Annotated in this window: 13 protein-coding genes; 4 read left to right on the top strand and 9 right to left on the bottom strand. The window is 64.2% G+C overall.

Features of this window, described 5'->3' with window-relative positions; all coding sequences use genetic code 11:
- Positions 1 to 16: 16 nt before the first annotated feature.
- Positions 17 to 1,219, bottom strand: a complete 1,203-nt coding sequence (locus WG900_RS07710; protein WP_339966091.1) for an FAD-dependent oxidoreductase — start codon at positions 1,217 to 1,219, stop codon at positions 17 to 19.
- A gap of 218 nt (positions 1,220 to 1,437) precedes the next feature.
- Between WG900_RS07710 and WG900_RS07705 the strand changes: the two genes are divergently transcribed.
- Positions 1,438 to 2,580: a serine hydrolase domain-containing protein gene (locus WG900_RS07705; protein WP_339966090.1), complete on the top strand. Its 1,143-nt coding sequence runs from the start codon at positions 1,438 to 1,440 to the stop codon at positions 2,578 to 2,580.
- On the opposite strand, the gene WG900_RS07700 is transcribed toward WG900_RS07705, so the two are convergent.
- The 4 genes from WG900_RS07700 to WG900_RS07685 are packed head-to-tail and all read right to left on the bottom strand — an operon-like array spanning position 2,534 to position 6,655.
- Positions 2,534 to 3,505 carry an alpha/beta fold hydrolase gene (locus WG900_RS07700; RefSeq protein WP_339966089.1) on the bottom strand — a complete coding sequence of 324 codons (972 nt, stop codon included), beginning with the start codon at positions 3,503 to 3,505 and terminating at the stop codon, positions 2,534 to 2,536. The genes WG900_RS07705 and WG900_RS07700 overlap by 47 nt on opposite strands.
- Complete coding sequence (locus tag WG900_RS07695; protein ID WP_339966087.1) at positions 3,502 to 4,683, bottom strand: LLM class flavin-dependent oxidoreductase; 1,182 nt, start codon at positions 4,681 to 4,683, stop codon at positions 3,502 to 3,504. Before WG900_RS07695 ends, WG900_RS07700 begins: the two co-directional genes overlap by 4 nt.
- A complete protein-coding gene (locus WG900_RS07690; protein ID WP_339966086.1) occupies positions 4,680 to 5,324 on the bottom strand; it encodes an LLM class flavin-dependent oxidoreductase in 645 nt (214 codons plus the stop codon). The genes WG900_RS07695 and WG900_RS07690 overlap by 4 nt, the downstream gene beginning before the upstream one ends.
- 38 nt (positions 5,325 to 5,362) lie before the next feature.
- A complete protein-coding gene (locus tag WG900_RS07685; RefSeq protein ID WP_339966085.1) occupies positions 5,363 to 6,655 on the bottom strand; it encodes a M24 family metallopeptidase in 1,293 nt (430 codons plus the stop codon).
- A 117-nt stretch (positions 6,656 to 6,772) separates the two neighbouring features.
- Here WG900_RS07685 and WG900_RS07680 point away from each other — a divergent pair, with 117 nt between their 5' ends.
- Both WG900_RS07680 and WG900_RS07675 read left to right on the top strand, forming a co-directional pair.
- A complete protein-coding gene (locus tag WG900_RS07680; RefSeq protein ID WP_339966083.1) occupies positions 6,773 to 7,633 on the top strand; it encodes an alpha/beta fold hydrolase in 861 nt (286 codons plus the stop codon).
- Positions 7,630 to 9,003 (top strand): MFS transporter, encoded by a 1,374-nt coding sequence (locus tag WG900_RS07675; RefSeq protein WP_339966081.1) that lies wholly within the window; start codon positions 7,630 to 7,632, stop codon positions 9,001 to 9,003. Before WG900_RS07680 ends, WG900_RS07675 begins: the two co-directional genes overlap by 4 nt.
- Before the next feature lie 6 nt (positions 9,004 to 9,009).
- Here the strand turns inward: WG900_RS07675 and WG900_RS07670 are convergent, their stop codons facing one another.
- The 4 genes from WG900_RS07670 to WG900_RS07655 all read right to left on the bottom strand — a co-directional run bounded on the left by WG900_RS07670 (position 9,010) and on the right by WG900_RS07655 (position 14,081).
- Positions 9,010 to 9,972 (bottom strand): alpha/beta fold hydrolase, encoded by a 963-nt coding sequence (locus WG900_RS07670; protein WP_339966080.1) that lies wholly within the window; start codon positions 9,970 to 9,972, stop codon positions 9,010 to 9,012.
- Positions 9,969 to 10,991, bottom strand: coding sequence for a DUF3089 domain-containing protein (locus tag WG900_RS07665; protein WP_339966078.1), 1,023 nt, complete (start codon positions 10,989 to 10,991; stop codon positions 9,969 to 9,971). Before WG900_RS07665 ends, WG900_RS07670 begins: the two co-directional genes overlap by 4 nt.
- The gene (locus tag WG900_RS07660) at positions 10,988 to 12,472 is read right to left on the bottom strand and encodes a flavin monoamine oxidase family protein (RefSeq protein ID WP_339966077.1); all 1,485 of its coding nucleotides are present in this window, start codon (positions 12,470 to 12,472) and stop codon (positions 10,988 to 10,990) included. Before WG900_RS07660 ends, WG900_RS07665 begins: the two co-directional genes overlap by 4 nt.
- 103 nt (positions 12,473 to 12,575) lie before the next feature.
- The gene (locus WG900_RS07655) at positions 12,576 to 14,081 is read right to left on the bottom strand and encodes an aldehyde dehydrogenase family protein (protein ID WP_339966075.1); all 1,506 of its coding nucleotides are present in this window, start codon (positions 14,079 to 14,081) and stop codon (positions 12,576 to 12,578) included.
- 187 nt (positions 14,082 to 14,268) lie between these two features.
- Here WG900_RS07655 and WG900_RS07650 point away from each other — a divergent pair, with 187 nt between their 5' ends.
- A complete protein-coding gene (locus WG900_RS07650) occupies positions 14,269 to 16,317 on the top strand; it encodes a hydantoinase/oxoprolinase family protein (protein WP_339966072.1) in 2,049 nt (682 codons plus the stop codon).
- Positions 16,318 to 16,321: the final 4 nt, after the last annotated feature.

The raw sequence follows: 16,321 nt of genomic DNA, 5'->3' as shown, positions 1-16,321 counted from the left end.
CTTCCCTTTCGGGCGATCACTGAATAGCCGCGGCTTGCGCCAGACTTTCGAACATCGCCTGCTTGAGCATGTATCCCCGCCGCCGTTCATCATCAGCCTTGATCGCCAGCATGGCCTCGCGGCGCTTCTTGTGCGCTTCGTCGGAGCCGCCCGAAATATAGGCCATGTTCTCGATCGTCTGCGCCTGGGTGAAGGCGTGAGTCACCGTGCGGCGCTGGCGGTCGTAGAGTTCCAGCGCGCCATTGGGCTTGCCGGCCCGCAGCGATGGTTCAAGCTTTTCGAACAAGTTGAAGGCATCGTGGACGCCCGAATTCATCCCGAAGCCGCCGAGCGGATTGTTGAGGTGCGCGGAGTCTCCCGCCAAGATCACCCGTCCAGTCAAGAACGACTTCGCCACCCGCTGGTGGACGCGATAGAGCGTGCGGTGCTGGGTCTGAACCGCAGCGCCATCGCCGACAAGCCGGTCAAAGATACCGTTCTTGACCTTGTCTGAACGCAGCTCGTCATCGCCCTGCGAAGCGTCGGTCGGCACCAGTACGCGCCACACCGAAGGCACGCGCAGCAGCACCAGCCATTCTTCCGGATCGCTGACGTAGTTGACGTAGGCGAGGTTCTTCAGGTGGTCCGCCAGCTCGTATTCGGTCGACAGGCAAAGGAACCGCTCGGGATAGGTAAACCCGTCGAATTCGATGCCCAGCCACTTACGAACAATCGAGTTCGCGCCGTCAGCAGCGATCAGGTAATCGCAGCGCAACTGGTCGATACCGGTCATGGTTTCGACCCAAAGGTCAACACCGTTATCGTCCTGTTCAAACGTCAGCAGTCGGCTGTTGAAACGCACCTGCGCGCTCTGGTGCTTGGCCAGACCATCAGCCAGCGCCCGCGACAGGTGATACTGTTCGCACTGGATGCGGAACGGATAGCGCGTGATGTCGCTGAGCTCGCTCATGTCGAACTCGATCACTTCGCCCGACTTGCGGTCACGCCAGTGATAGATTGGCGCCTTCAGCCCGCGATCGAGCAGCATCGGCGTGATGCCGATCTGGTCGAGCATCTCGAGCGTTGGCGGATGGAAAGTCGATGCACGCAAGTCCTGCGCACAATTTTCCCCGGCTTCGAGCACGACGACATCGTACCCTGCTTGTGCGAGCAAAGTCGCAACCACGGTTCCGACGGGTCCTGCCCCGACAATCGCAACCTGGCACCTATCAACTGACATTCAGGCGAACTCCACCCAACTCTTTCTCGATCGGCTATGAACCGGCCTCTCCAAGGGGGATGGAAGAAGGGAGAACTATCCGCCTTGCGGTGAATGAAGCTTCCGAAGCCCGAAATTTGACAGGGCCAAGGCAAGGAATAGACCCGATTATCCGCCTGCCGGAGAGCACCATGCGACGCTTGCTGATTGCCCCCCTAGCCCTCCTGTCCTGCGCAGCGATGGCCGAGCCTTCGCCAGAGGATATCTATCGCGAACGGTTCGCAACTTTCCTCAAGGATCCGGGAAATTTTCCTTATGCCCCGATGGAGCCACTCGCCGGGGTGAAGAATTACCGGGCCTTGCCGGTCGCAGCGCGCAAGACCATTGCGCCCACAGCGCTCGACAAGGCGCGGGCCTATGCTGCCGCTAACCGGTCGACCGCATATCTGGTGTGGCGTAACGGCAAGATCGAAGATTCGTGGTTCGGCTCGGGTATCAGCGGGAGCACGCCGCTGGTGTCGAAATCGCTGTCAAAGCCGCTGACGGCCATCGCTGTCGGCCGGGCGATACAGCTTGGCAAGATCAAGTCGCTCGACCAGCCGCTTGCGGAAATCATGCCCGAACTGGCGGGCAAGCAGAAGGGCCGCATCCTCGTGCGCCACCTGCTCGATATGCGCTCAGGCATGCTCGATCAGGGATTTTCGCCCGACCCCGACCATCCGCTCAACCGCTGCTACCTCAGCACCGACCATGGCCGCTGCATCGTCGAAGACTATCCGATGATCGCCGAACCCGGCACGCGCTATGCTTATGCCAATGCGCCGAGCGACATGATCGCGCTGGTGATCGAGCGGGCGACTGGGCGGCGCTATGGCGAATTCATCTCCACCGAAGTGGTCAAGCGCATCGGCGCGCAGGGCGGCACAATCTGGGTCGACCGGCCCGGCGGTCTGGCCCATTCGGGCTGCTGCACGCTGATGCCGGCGGAAACGTGGTTGCGCCTTGCGGTGCTGCTGGTCGATGACGGCAAGTGGAACGGCAAGCGCCTGCTGCCACAAGGCTATGTTGCCGAAATGCGCAAGGGATCGCCGCAGAACCCCAATTTCGGTCTCGGCATCTGGATCGGCGAGCCATACCGCCAACGCCGGGGCTTTGGCGCGCCGGGGGCGCCCGGCCCGCAGGTGCTGCACTCGCAGCCCTATCTCGATCCGGACATGTTCCTGTTCGACGGCAATTCGAACCAGACGATTCACGTGTCGCCAAAGCATCGCCTCATCGTCCTGCGAATGGGGCCGACACCGCCGACCAGTCCGGAATGGGACAATTCGGTCCTGCCTAACCTGCTGTTGCAGGGGCTGCCTGCCGGTCAAGGAAAGCCTTGAGGTCGCGGGTGAAAAGCTCCGGGTTTTCCCACATGGGGAAATGACCTAGTTGAGGATATTCAATCAGTTCGACCTTGGTGTTGGTAAAACGCTTTACCGACGCTTGCGCCCCTTGCGAAATCACCGTGTCATAGCTGCACCATTGCAGAAGCACCGGCACACGAACACTTTCCGCCACGGCGCCGACATCGCTGGTCTTGAACAGCTTGGCATTGGCCGCGATGTACTGCGCCTGCCGGTCTAGCGCGCCGGGCAGGTTGTTCATGTCGCGCATCCGCTCGGCAATCTCGGGCCGGGGAGTAAAGCTCGGCGGGGTCGTATCCTTCAGCACCAGACGCCAGAATTCCTTGTGCCGCCAATCGGGAACAAAGTTCTTGTGAAAGGTCAGCATCGCCTTCAGCCGCCAATCGATCTTGCGGGTCTGGCTCGGTCGTTCGAGCGGCAGCATCGAAAACGCCATCGCCGTGGCATGGCCGGGATAGCGCCGGTTGTATTCCAGCGCGACATTGCTGCCGTTGGAAGTGGCGACGACGGCGAACTTGTCATGCCCCAGCGCCTTCATCAGCCCGTCCATCAGGTCTGCAGCGCGCGGCGTGGTGTATTCGCCCTTAGGGTCCGGCCCCGATAGGCCATAGGGCGGCCAGCTGAACCGCACCACGCGGTAACTGCCCTTGAGCCGCGCCGCGACATCGTCCCATTCGGCCAGATCGACAATGCTGCCGTGAAGCAGGACGACAACCGGCCCCTGCCCTTCCTCAACGACATGGATCGGCACGCCGTCCACCTCGACGAACCTGGAAGGCGGTCCGGCCCAGCGTTCTATCGCCGCCGCCCGGTCCGTCTCGCCAAGGCCGGCGCGCAGGGCAAGGACGCTCGCCCCCGCGATCAGCAACAGAGCAATTATTAGCCGGCCCAGCCACTTCATTCCGGCAGGCCCAATGTGGCCCGCAGGGTGGTCCCCGGGTAGGATTTGCGCAAGCGGCCGCGCTCTTGAAGGATCGGCACAACCTGATCAACGAACAGCGCCAGCTCACCCGGCATATAGGCGGGTTGCAGCGTGAACCCGTCACAGGCGCCGGCGTCGATCCATTCGATCATCGTCGTCGCCAGTTGCTCGGGCGTGCCGCGGAACACATTGTGGCCGCGCGGGGTGCGGACATACCGGGCGGCGAAAGCGCCAAGGCCCAGTCCCTCGCTCACCGGTCCGGCCAGAGCGCGGGCGATGTCTTCCTTTGGCAGCAATGTTCCGGCGAGGATTTCCGCTTCGGGAATGGGTCCATCAGGATCGAACGACGTCAGGTCAAAGCATAGCGATTCCGAGAGATATTCGATGCACAATGCCTCGTCGGCGAGCGCCAGAAGCGCCTCATCCTTGGCAATCGCGGCTTCCTCGCTGTCGGCCAGAATGAACGACAGCCCCGGCATGATCCGCACCCCATCGGGATCGCGGCCAGCCTCGGCAATGCGGCGGCGCAGGTCTGAACGGAAGGCGATTCCCGCCTCGATCGTCGCTGCCGGGCAGAAGATCGCTTCGGCTGTGCGCGCAGCAAAGTCCCGCCCGTCGCCGGACTGGCCGGCCTGCACCAGCACCGGGCGGCTCGCCGCATCCCAGGCATCGCAGCAATCGCTGACCACCTGCGCGGCGTGGGCATAACGCACCGACTTGTCGGGCAGGTCCGGCTCGCCGAAATTCGGCGCGGTCGCCGGGTGAGCGGTGGTGACGATGTTCCAGCCGGCGCGACCGCCGGTAATGCGGTTGAGCGTGCCGAAACGCTCGACCAGTTCTGGAACATCGTTGTAAGTCGTTGAAACAGTAGCAACCAAGCCAATATGTTTGGTCCCTGAACCGATTGCTGCGAGCAGGCTGACGGGATCGAGCGTTGGCATGGCCAGACGCTCCGGTGTGCGTCCGCCCGCCCCGCGCGATTGCAGCTGATCGCCATAGACAATCGCGTCGATCATCCCACGCTCGGCCAGCGCACCGACCTTGCGGTAATAGTCCATGGTGAAAACCCCCGCCGGGTCCGCGTCGTCATGCCGCCAGCCGCTGGGGTAATGGCCGATGCCTTGCAGGAAGGCCCAAAGGTGGATCTGCGCGCTCATGCCGCTACCTCCGCAAGGCCAAGACTGGACCGGAGGCCGGTAAACTCCCCGCGCGGCGGGCCATCGGCCATGGCCGAAAGTTCGGCGAGCGGATCGACCAGATCAATGTGACTGGCGCTCAGCTCAAGGTCGAGATCGACGTCCGGGATACCCGGAATCGCTCCCGGCAGCCGCACAAGCAAGGGATGGCCCTGCGGCGGCCGCATAGCGTTGACCGGTCCTGCGACCTCGAAAAATGGCCCCTTGTAGTTCGGCACCATCACTTTCGAGGAGTCGAGATAGCGGCCGCTGGCCTTGTCGATGATCAGCGTATCGGTGCCCCAGCCATCCCACAGCGCCCGCGCGGCAAGCACCATATCCTCAGCCATGCCCGCTGGCGCGCCCGCTGCGACCGGAGCCCAGCCCGACAGGCCAGCGCTGAGGAAATCGATGGCGGAAAGCGCGCGCGCGACGTGAAAGGGATGCGATAGCTTGGCCGGGACGCAGGCGACAATCCCCATGGTACGTACGCGCGGTGCGGCCCATGCGGCGATGACCAGCGGATCGAATGGCAGTGCGCCTTCGCGGCCCAGCACCAGCAGGTCCAGCCCGGCCGCCTCCGCTCGCTCAAGCACATCGCCGGCATAGGCCGGATCGTTCATCCGCGCGTCGCTTATGCAAGCGCTGCGTATAGGTCTGGTCATATCACGATCACCGTTTCATGTTCTGAATGAATGCATTGTGCGCCGTCTTGCGTAATCAGCATGAGGTCTTCGCAGTGCGCCGAACCACCGATGCCGGTATCGAGCACCGGGCAATCGACCGAGAGGACCATGCCCGCTTCGAGCACCAAGTCCGGCTTGCGCCAGAACCCGCCGTGGTCCTCACCCGGCTCATCAGTATGCGCGAGGCCGACCGAGTGCGGGCCGAAACCGATCTGGGTTTCAAAGCCGGCGCAGCGCACCGCCTTCTGCCCGATCTCGACGATTTCCGAATAGCGTAGACCGGGCTTGAGCTTTTCGCGTATCGCCCGCCATGCCAGTCCCGAAGCCTCGGCGGCACGGCGAGCGCTCTTGGGCGGGTCGCCGATAAACAAGGTGCGGGCAAAGTCGCCATGATAGTGCAAAAAGTGGCTGACCCCGTCGAGGAACAGCGTCTGCCCATCGGCCAGTTCGGCGCGCGACAGGTCGGATGAGACTCGGTCGACATTGAGGAACACCGAGGTGTTGCCGCGCTTCGCCGCCTCTGCCCGGAACAGTGCCTGCAGCTCGCAATGCCGCGCCCCTGCCCGCGCTGTCTGCGCCGCTGCGATAACGGCCTGCGCGTTGGCCTCGGCGGCGCGCGCCATCAGCGCCTGTTCGAGCGGCGACTTGATGAGGCGTATCTCGCGCACGATGTTGTCAGCCGGAACTGCGGCGCCCGGATATTCGTGGCGGGCCATCACCGCGGCTATCACCGGATCGTCAAAGCCCACTCGCCCGCGCCAAAGACCCATGCCTTTCATCGCATTCACCAGCGCCGCGCCGACATCGCGGAAGTCACCGCGCCCCGGATCAACCATGGCGAGGGCGTCAGCCCGGTGCCTTTCAAGCGCACTGAGCGCTACCTCGCCGCTGTCAGGGCACATCGGGAAGGGATTGCCGGGTTCAAGGTCGCCCGCGTCACCGAGTTCACCATAGAGCCAAGGCTGCACATCCCCGCGCTGCCGACCGTCCGCCCAGGTGTAGTAATAGAGGAACCGGCTGGTCACGAGACCCCATTCCCCGAGCCGCTCCCGCGTCAGCAGGGCAAATACACCCGGCGGCTGACCTATCCGGGTGCGGGCAATCGCCGGCCAGTGTCCGAGCGCGTGGAACACGTTGACCGGCTGGCCCAGCACCAGCCCGTCAAGCCCGTGCCGCTCCATCACCTCGGCCGCGCGGGCGAGGTTCATCGGCCCCTCGCGCTCAAGGGCGGCGTATAGAGCTTCGTCCGTGGAGAGGAGGCCGGTCATGTCCGCACTATCACGCCGGCCCGGCGCGCCTGACTGCGCGGGCCGCGCGGCTATCCGCCAGATGGACAAGCCCGCCAGCAGCCCCTCTCCCCCCGGTCCTTTGGGTAGCCTCCAACCATGAGCGATAGTGCGAGCAGCGCAGAGATCGAACGGGCCTTCGTACGGCTGGACGAAGGCCAACTCCATTTGCGGTGCCTGCCCGCCAGCGGACCGGGAACGCCGCTGGTGATGCTCCATGCCTCGCCAGCGTCTTCGTGGTTCATGCAAGGGCTGATGCTCGCGCTGCGGGCGGCGGGCCATGACGGCGAGATCATTGCGCCCGACACGCTGGGTAACGGGGACTCACCTACGCCCAAAATCACAGACCCCGACATTCCCTATTTCGCCGGATCAATCGCTCGGCTTTGTGCAGCGCTCGGGCATGACCGCGTCGACGTTTATGGCACCCACACCGGCGCGCGGATCGCCTGCGAACTTGCTGCTGCCCACCCCGGCATGATCCGCCGCGTAGTGCTCGACGGGATCACCGAATATCCCGACGAATTCCGCGAGGAAGTCATCGCCAATTACGCCCCCACCGTGGAGCCTGACGAATACGGCCGCCATCTGATCTGGGCGTTCAACTTCTGCCGCGATCAGGCGCTGTACTTCCCGCATTTCCGCAAGTCGCCCGAAACCCGGCTGGGCGGAGTCATGCCGCCGCCCGAGGTGCTGCACCGGATCACGCTCGACGTGCTCAAAGCGCTGGGCACCTATCCGCTGCCCTACATCGCCGCCTTCCGCTACCGCTCGTTCGAGCGGATGCCGGCCATCACCGCGCCCGTCCTGCTGCTTCGGCCCGAGAATGAGCTGGCCCTGCTCAACGCCTCGGTCGCCCGCGCGCTCGAATTGCTGGCCGATGGCCGCGATGCCGCCCTGCCTGCCGGCGACACCCCCAAAGCCGAAGCCATCGTCCGCTTTCTGAAGGAAACACCATGACCGAGCGCTTGAGCCTGAAGACCTGCATCGGCTTCAGCGTGGGCACGGTAGGCGTGTCGATCATGCTCAACGCTGTGACGGCCTATTACCCGGCCTTCATGTCGACCGTGATGGGCCAATCGCCAGAAATCTCTGGCTTCCTGCTGATGGCTTCCAAGCTGTTCGACGCGCTGATCGATGTGGCCGTCGGCACACTGAGCGACCGCACCCGGTCACGCTGGGGCCGTCGCAAACCGTGGCTGCTGGCGGGCGGCATTCTCTCGGCAGCAAGCTTCCTGATGATCTTCTCCCCGCCAGAACTGAGCCAGGGCGCAGTCATGGCCTACATGGTCGCGGCATTGCTGCTCTACAGCCTCGCCTATTCGCTGTTCAACGTGCCCTATATGGCGCTCCCGGCCGAACTGACCGACGGGTTCCATGACCGCACACGCCTGCTTTCGTGGCGCACGCTGTTCGTTTCGATCGGGCAATTGCTGTCGATGGCCGGGACTGCCGCGCTGATCGAGCGGGGCGGCGGCGGGGCAGCAGGCTATGCGACGATGGGTCTGGTCATGGCACTGATCATCGGCGGGGCCATGACCGCGACCGCGCTGGCCGTGCCGGTCACTGGCAATGCCCCGCCCCGCGCGGGCAAACACATGCCGACGCTTGGTCAGCTGCGCGCGATCGTGGCCAACCGGCCTTACATGATGCTGCTGGGGGCCAAGGTGTTCCAGTTCCTCGCCTTCGCCTCGATCGCGTCTTGCGGGGTACTCTACCTGCTGAACGTGCTGGAAGTGGGTTACCGGGGGCAGATCGTTCTGGCGGTGACGCAGAACGTGGTTCAGGCGCTCAGCCTGCCGCTGTGGGTGAGGCTCGGGCGGCAGAAGGGCAAGCGCTTTGCCTATCTCTGCGGGGTTGTCCTGTTCTGCCTTGGCGCGCTGTCATGGCTCACGGCAACGCGTGACATAACCACCATGGGCATCGTCGCGCGCGGGTTGCTGAGCGGCGCGGGATCGGGGGCGATCATCCTCATGTCGATCTCGATGCTGGGCGATACGCTGGCCTATGACCGCTTCATCACAGGCGAGGGCCGCGAGGGGCTGCTGTCCTCCACCGTGGCAGTTATCGAAAAGACCAGCTTTGCCTTGGGCGTCGCCGTGCTAGGCCTGTTCCTCAAGGCGTTTCACTATGTCCCAACATTCGGCGGCAAGATCGTCGAGCAGCCGGAAAGCGCGGTCCTGGCGCTCAAGCTGGGCTTTGCCGTCATTCCGGCGGCGATCTATGCGATCAACGCCTTTTTCATCCTGCGCTATGACCTAGACGAGGCCAAACTTGATGAAGCGAAGCGGGCGGCAGAGGATCGCTTCGGCAGCGGGGACGCGGGCTGAGGCGTCCTACTTCGCGATCACCCGATCGAGAAAGGCAGCTGCCGCCTTCGCGCTCGCCGGTCCGCATTCCTGCGGCATCATGTGGCCGCAATCAGGAATCGCGACGAGCGACTTGTCCGCCGAAGCCAGCAGCGCCAGTGCCCGCTGACCATCGTCCTCGACCGGGGTTTCGGGGTCTTTGTCCGACCACAGGAGCAACGTGGGGACTGTGATTGCCTTCAGATCAGCGGGCGTGCCGGCGAAGGGCTTGCCGCCCGGCCACGGCTTGCGCGGCCAGCTTTGCGTGCGATTATTGAGCTGGGTCCATTCGCGGACCAGTTCGGGGGTCACGCGCGCTTTGTCGGCATAGTTCATCTCAAGCACGCCGCGCCACAAGGCCTGACTGTGCCAGCCCTTGAACCACGGATCGATGGCGGCGGCGAAACGGAACATGGCTGACCTTTGCTGCGGCCGCATGACCAGCGGACCGGCGGCAATATTGGCGAGGATCACCGCATCGACCCGCTCAGGACGGGTCGCGGCGAAATGGGCTGCACCTTCACCGCTGCTCGATGTGCCGACGATGGTGAAGCGGCCAAGTCCCAGCTTATCAGCCAGCTTGGCGATCAGCTCGGCCTCAGCCGTGCCATCGTAGCGGGCTTCAGGATGCGGCCCGCTAAGCCCCATCCCCGGACGGTCGAACCGAATCACCCGGTATCGGTCCTTGAGCGCTTCGGCCCAATCCTGCCACATCCGCAAGGAGCCGTAGGAGCCATGAACCAGCATGACCGCCGGCCCCTTCCCTTCGTCAACCAGATGCAGTGATTGGCTGCCAACCTTGACATACTGCGACCCCGGCAAGCCATATTCAGCCCGCAGAACCCCATCGTCCGGACGCAGCCAGCCGCTGCGGGCAGCGATCATGAAGGCGCCGAGGCCGAGGACCGGCACCAGCAGCACCAGACCGGTGCGGCGCAGGGAGCGCTTCACCGGCCCGCCCGGAATACGGCAGCGCGGCGCGCGGCATTGGCGCGCACATCAGCCCAGAACAGGCCGACATCGTGGTAATGCATCGAGCCGCCGGGCAGCGGCTTCATATCAAGCGCCGGATCGACCTCGACCACCAGCAGGCCCTGTTCGCAGCGGGCGGCCACTTTGCCCCGAACCAGCGGACGCATGGCGCCCGCACCGGGTTCGCCGGGAACTGCGCCCAGTGAAGCGGCGGCAGGAGCGGCAGGCTTGCGCGCGTCGAAGGTCAGCGGGTTGGAGCAGATCGTCTGCTTGCCCGGCAAGTCGCCATAGGCGCTCACGAAAGTCGACTGCGCGCGTTTTGCCGCCGTGGCCAAATCGCTACCGGCAAGGATGGCCTCCCATTGCACCACGCAGCCTGTCTGGCTGGGCGTTTCGCAGGGTTTGACCTGCTTGAAGCGCCGCCCGAAATCACCCTCGGACAAGTTGATGCCGATGATATAGGCCGCGACCAGCCGCCTTTGCAGCGGCGTTCCCTCGATCCGCTTTTCCAGCAAGGTCGCGGCATGGAACGCGCCCTGGCTGTGGCCGGCGATGATGAAAGGCCGGCCCTTGCTGCGGTGTTTCAGGAAGTGGTCGAAGGCTCGTTCGACATCGCTGTAGGCCAGCGCGAAAGCGGCCTTCTGCATCGCCGGATCGGCAAATGAATTGTACGATGCGGCCCGGTAGCGCGGGGCAAACACCCGGCAGCAGCCGTTGAAGGCACTGCCCTGGCGCGCAACGGCGCTTTCATCGACCCACTGGTTGGCCTTGGCGTCCGCCGGGTCGGAATTCATTTGCCCATCAGGGCTGCGGAAGGTGGTCGGGTGCAGGTAGAACACATCGACCTTCGGCGCCTTCACGGATCTAGATGCCCCGGCCGGCAGCGGCGAAGCGGCGGGCGACCAGTTGCCCGGCAGCATATAGTCCGGCGGCAAAGTCTGGGCGGCGGCGGGAGAGACCGCCAGCACCAGACCGGCAAGAAGCGCGAGGCGCCTCATCCGCGGCCCACGATCTCGATAGCCGCGCGCTCGCCGCTTTCCATTGCCGATTCCATGCCGATGTCGAGCCGCCGGGTGTGCTCGCCCGCGAAGTGCAGTACCGCCCAGGGATCGTTCATCCGCCGGGCATAGGCATTCACATGGCCGGGGGCGAGACTGAAGCCGCAGCCGCGCTGCAACGGGTCGCGCGCCCAATCCTTGTAGGTATCAAGCCGGATCAGGCCCTTCGAAGCCGGCCGCAGACGGGCCAGTTCGGCCATGACGAAGGCTTCGGCTTCGGGCCGGTCGCGCGATGCCATGGCGGCGGCGACTTGCCCGACCATGACCACCATAGCCCGGTGGCGACCCTCGCCAGTGTGATTGTCGATGCCCCAGAACATGCCAATCGGCCCGTCGCTGGACCATGAGGCGGGCAGGCCGTCGTCCTTCCAGAACGGCTTTTCAACCGTCATGTAGAGCCGCGCGGTATTGGCATAGGGCATCGAGGCGATGGCCTTTCTCTGGTAAAGCCCGCCCGGCCCGGTGATCGCGACATCGCGCAGCATCGTGAACGGAATGGCCGACACGATGAACCGCGCGGAATACTCGGTGCCGTCGGTGCAGCGCACGGTGCCCGCGCGGTTGGTCATGTCGATCCGTGCCACGCGCTTGTTGAGCCGCACCACATCACCAAGCCATGCCGCCATGCCCAGCGGCAGTTTCTGGCAGCCGCCCTCGATATTGGAAATCATGGCAAGGCCATCGATCATGTTGCGATCGTTCGCCTCGCCAAAGGGGTGGTCCTTGTGCCCCTCGGCGGTGGTGGCGGCGAGCTTGCGATCGATCTTGCCGCGGGTGTCTTCCTGCCACATGCGCAGGACCGACGTAGCGTCGATACTGATACCCGGCGCCGAATACTGGGCCAGGTCGATCGCGGCATCACTATGCCCCTTGCGGCGCATCAGTTCGCGCAGCGAGATGTCATAGTCCGCGTATTTCGGATCGAGCCACTCATCGACTTCCTTGAGCGGGTTGTATTTGCCCACCAATGTCGAACCCATCATCATAGGCGGGATCAGGCGCTCTTCGCCGACCGTCTTGTTAAGGGGGTTGGATTCCCAGGTCTTGTTATCGACCCAGGTATCGCGAAAATGATTGCCGAAGGTCAGCAGGTCACGGTCTTCGGGGATCAACTTCAGGCCGAGCTTCTGGCAGGTATCGAGCACACGGGCATAACCGCGCCCGATCTGGCTGGCACCCACGTCGATCTTGCCATCGGCGGTATCAACCGTTTGCACCCGGCCGCCAATACGGTTGTTGGCATCGAGCACGACCACCTTGTACCCCTGCTCCTTCAGGATCGATGCAGCGTTGAGGCCAGAAAGACCCGCGCCGATGATAACGACATCGCTGCGTTCAGCCGCGAAGGCCATTCCGGGTGCCAGGCCGGTGGCAGCGCCGGCAGCGATTCCCGAGGCGATAAATTTGCGGCGATCAAACATCAGCGGGCTACTCCGGAAGGGCTGACCGCAAGTCTGGCCAGCGCAGGCGTGCTAGCGAGGTTGCAGGCGCGTTGTTACCGCTGTGCGGATAGGATGCAGCAGATCAGACCACCGCGCAGATGGTCTTCCACTCAAGGTAATTGTCGAGCGCCTGTTTACCGCTGTCACGTCCCCAGCCCGACTGGCGCACGCCGCCGATGGGCAGCGCGGCATCGTACATGGCGTGGCAATTGATCCACACGGTGCCGGCGCGGATGTCTCCGGCCATGCGGTGTGCAGTGGAAAGGCTTTCAGTCCAGACACTTGCGGCAAGGCCGTACTGGCTGTCATTGGCCGCTGCGACGACTTCCTCGGCATCGTCGAAAGCCTGGGCCACCACGACCGGCCCGAAGACCTCTTCTTCAACGATTTCCATTCCCGGCTTCACATCAACCACCACGGTGGGCGAGACGAAAGTGCCGGCATCACCGAACCGTTCGCCGCCGGTAAGCAGAGTCGCACCCTCCCCCTTCGCGCGGATCAGGAAGCCTTCGACACGCTCCGCCTGACGCTGCGAGACCAGCGGCCCCATCTGCGAATCGGGCGAAAGGCCGTGGCCCAACTTCATGGCTTTTGCATAGGCAGCGACGCCCTCAACCACCTCGTCGTGGATCGAGCGGTGCACATAGAGCCGCGATCCGGCGATGCAGACCTGCCCGGCGTTGAAGAAGATCGCATTGGCCACACCCGGAATCGCCAGCGAGAGATCGGCATCGGGCATGACGATCGACGGGCTCTTGCCGCCCAGTTCCAGCGTGACGCGCTTGAAATTGGTCTTGGCGGCATCGAGCACGGCGCGGCCCGTAGCGGTGGAGCCCGTGAAGGCAATCTTGTCGACACCGGGATGGGCCGCCAGCGCCGCACCGGTTTCCGCGCCGGTGCCGGTGACCACATTGACCACGCCCGCCGGGAGCCCAGCCTCAAGCAGCAGTTCGCCAAGGCGCAGCGCGGTGAGCGAGGTATCTTCCGCCGGCTTCAGAACCACTGTGCAGCCAGCCGCCAGTGCCGGGGCGAGCTTCATCGCGGTGAGCACCAGCGGCGAATTCCACGGCACGATGGCGGCGACCACGCCAACCGCCTCGCGCACGGTCCAGCTGCGCATTTGCTTGCCCGCCGGCTGGTAGCCGATCGAACTTTCGATGGAGTTGCCCTCGATCGCCATGGCTTGCCCGGCGAAGAAGCGGAACTGGTTGATTGCGCCGGGAATCTCGGCCCAGCGACCGATGAACAGCGGCTTGCCTTGATCGAGCGTCTCCAACTCTGCGAGCGCATCGATCTCGCGCTCGAGGATGTCAGCAATGGCCCAGAGCACCCGCGCGCGGTCGACCGGCAACGTAGCCCGCCAGCCGGGAAGCGCGGCGCGCGCGGCATCAACTGCATCCGACACGTCTGCTGCTCCGGCTGCTGCGATGCGTCCGGTTTCGATGCCGGTGGCGGGATCCAGCGTCGCAAAGGTCGCGCCGCCTGCCGCGCTGCGCCAGGCACTGCCGATCAGCAAGCCTTCACCGCCGGCCCTGCGCGCCAGGAATTCGCGGTTACTCTGGCCGAGCGACCCAAGATCGAAACTCACCGCAATTCTCCCCTTAATCTGTCGGCAGGAGGACTATCGCGCGCTTTCCGACATGTCAGACGCCAAGCCCGAAAATTCGCCAGCCGGATAAGTCTGTCCGAAAACCATCGCGGATGGAACCCGCCGCGCTACCCCGTCGCCAGTGAAATAAAGGCGGGCCGAAACCGCACAGCCAATTGGGGATAGCATGACCTACAGACTGGGTGTCGACGTTGGCGGCACATTCACCGACCTCTTGTTGCTCGATCAGGGCAGCGCCGCATTCTGGCGGCACAAGACGCCCTCGACCCCGCATGACAGCTCCGAAGGTGTGCTGGCCGGTGTCGATGCGATCTGCGCCAAGGCCGGGATCACACCGGCGGAGATCGAATTCTTCCTGCACGGCACGACGGTTGCAACCAATGCCGTGCTCGAAGGCAAGGGCGCACGCGTCGGCCTCGTCACCAGCGACGGCTACCGGCAGGTCATGCAGATCGCCCGTTCCTTCGTGCCCGGCGGCCTCGCCGGCTGGATCGTCTGGCCCAAGCCCGAACCGCTCGCCAGGCTGGAAGACACGGTAGAGATTGCCGGCCGCATGGACGCGCACGGCAACGAACTGCGCCCGATTGATGACGACGATATCCGCAGCGCGCTTGGCAGCCTTAAGGCGCAGGGCGTTCAGGCGCTCACGGTCTCGTTGATGAACGCCTATCTCAACGGCGCGCACGAAGCGCGGGTCGGCGAACTCGCGGCCGAGATCATGCCGGATGTGCCGGTATCACTCAGCCATGTCGTCCTGCCTGAAATGCAGGAATACGAACGTACGCTGACCACGGTTGCCAACGCTGCAGTGCGCCCCGTGATGCGCAAATATATCAGCAACCTGCGCGAACGGCTGCGCTCGGGCGGCATGGCCGGCAATATCTCGCTGCTGCGCTCGGACGGCGGGCTGATGTCGTCGGAAAAGTCGGAGGAGCATCCGGTTTCGCTGCTGATGTCAGGCCCGGCCGGCGGCGTCACCGGCGCGATCTGGGTGGGCCGCAATGCCGGTATTCCCAACATCCTGACGCTCGACGTTGGCGGCACTTCTACCGACGTTGCGCTGATCGAAAACCTGCAGGCGCGCCGTGTGCGCACCACCGAAGTCGGCCACCTCTCCGTCCGTGCCTCGGCGCTGGACGTGAAGACGGTGGGCGCGGGGGGCGGGTCGATTGCCTATGTCCCCGAATTGACCGGCGCCCTGCGTGTTGGCCCGCAATCGGCGGGCGCCGTTCCCGGACCAGTTGCTTACCAAAAGGGCGGCACTGAACCGACCGTCACCGATGCCAACGTGGTGCTCGGCTACCTGCCCGAGAACCTACTCGGCGGCACTTTCCGCCTTGATCGCGAGGGCGCCAAGGCTGCCGTCCAGAAGATCGCCGACAAGCTGGGCATCGGACTGATGGAAGCGGCGCGCGGCATCATCGATATCGTCAATGAGAACATGTTCGGTGCGCTGCGCATGATCTCGGTGCAGCAGGGCTATGACCCCCGCCACTTCGCGCTGATGGGCTTTGGCGGGGCCGGGCCGCTCCACGTCAACGCCGTCGCCCGTCTGATGGGATCGTGGCCGGCAATCTCGCCGGTCTCCCCCGGCGTGCTCTGCGCGCTGGGTGATGTGACCACCCGCATGCGCACCGAAACCGCGCGCAGCTTCTCGCGCCGGTTCTCCGCCACCGGTCTTGCCGAAGTCCAGGCCGTTCTCAGCGAAATGGACGGCCAGACCCGCAGCGAACTGACTGCCGAAGGTGTCGGCGCAGAGGCAATCACCAGCGTCTTTGAAATCGACGTTCGTTATGAAGGTCAGGCCTTCGAAGTACCGCTGGTCGTCACTCCGGAAGATCTCGCCTCGGGCGGACTGGAAGAGGTCATCGCACGCTTCAATGAAGAGCATTTGCGCCTGTTCACCTTCAACATGGACAGCCCGCATGAACTGGTGAACCTGCGCGCCATCGCGCTCGGCCCTGTGCTCAATCTGCCCGCGCCGAAGTTGCCCGAAGGTGATGGCGATCCCATCGCCGCCAAGCTGCGCGACCACGAATTATGGGTCGATGGGGCGATGCGTCCGGCGGTGATCTATGACCGTGCGCTGCTGCGGGCAAACGACCGCATCGAAGGTCCGGCCATCGTTATCGAGATGGACTCGACCACGCTTATCGAAGCGGACTGCATCGGCATTGTCGATGCTTCCGGCAACATCCTGATCAACCTGCGCTGAGGAC

This window comes from Novosphingobium aquae (genome assembly GCF_037572715.1).
GTDB classification, from domain to species: domain Bacteria; phylum Pseudomonadota; class Alphaproteobacteria; order Sphingomonadales; family Sphingomonadaceae; genus Novosphingobium; species Novosphingobium aquae.
This window is presented reverse-complemented; position numbering and strand designations above follow the sequence as displayed.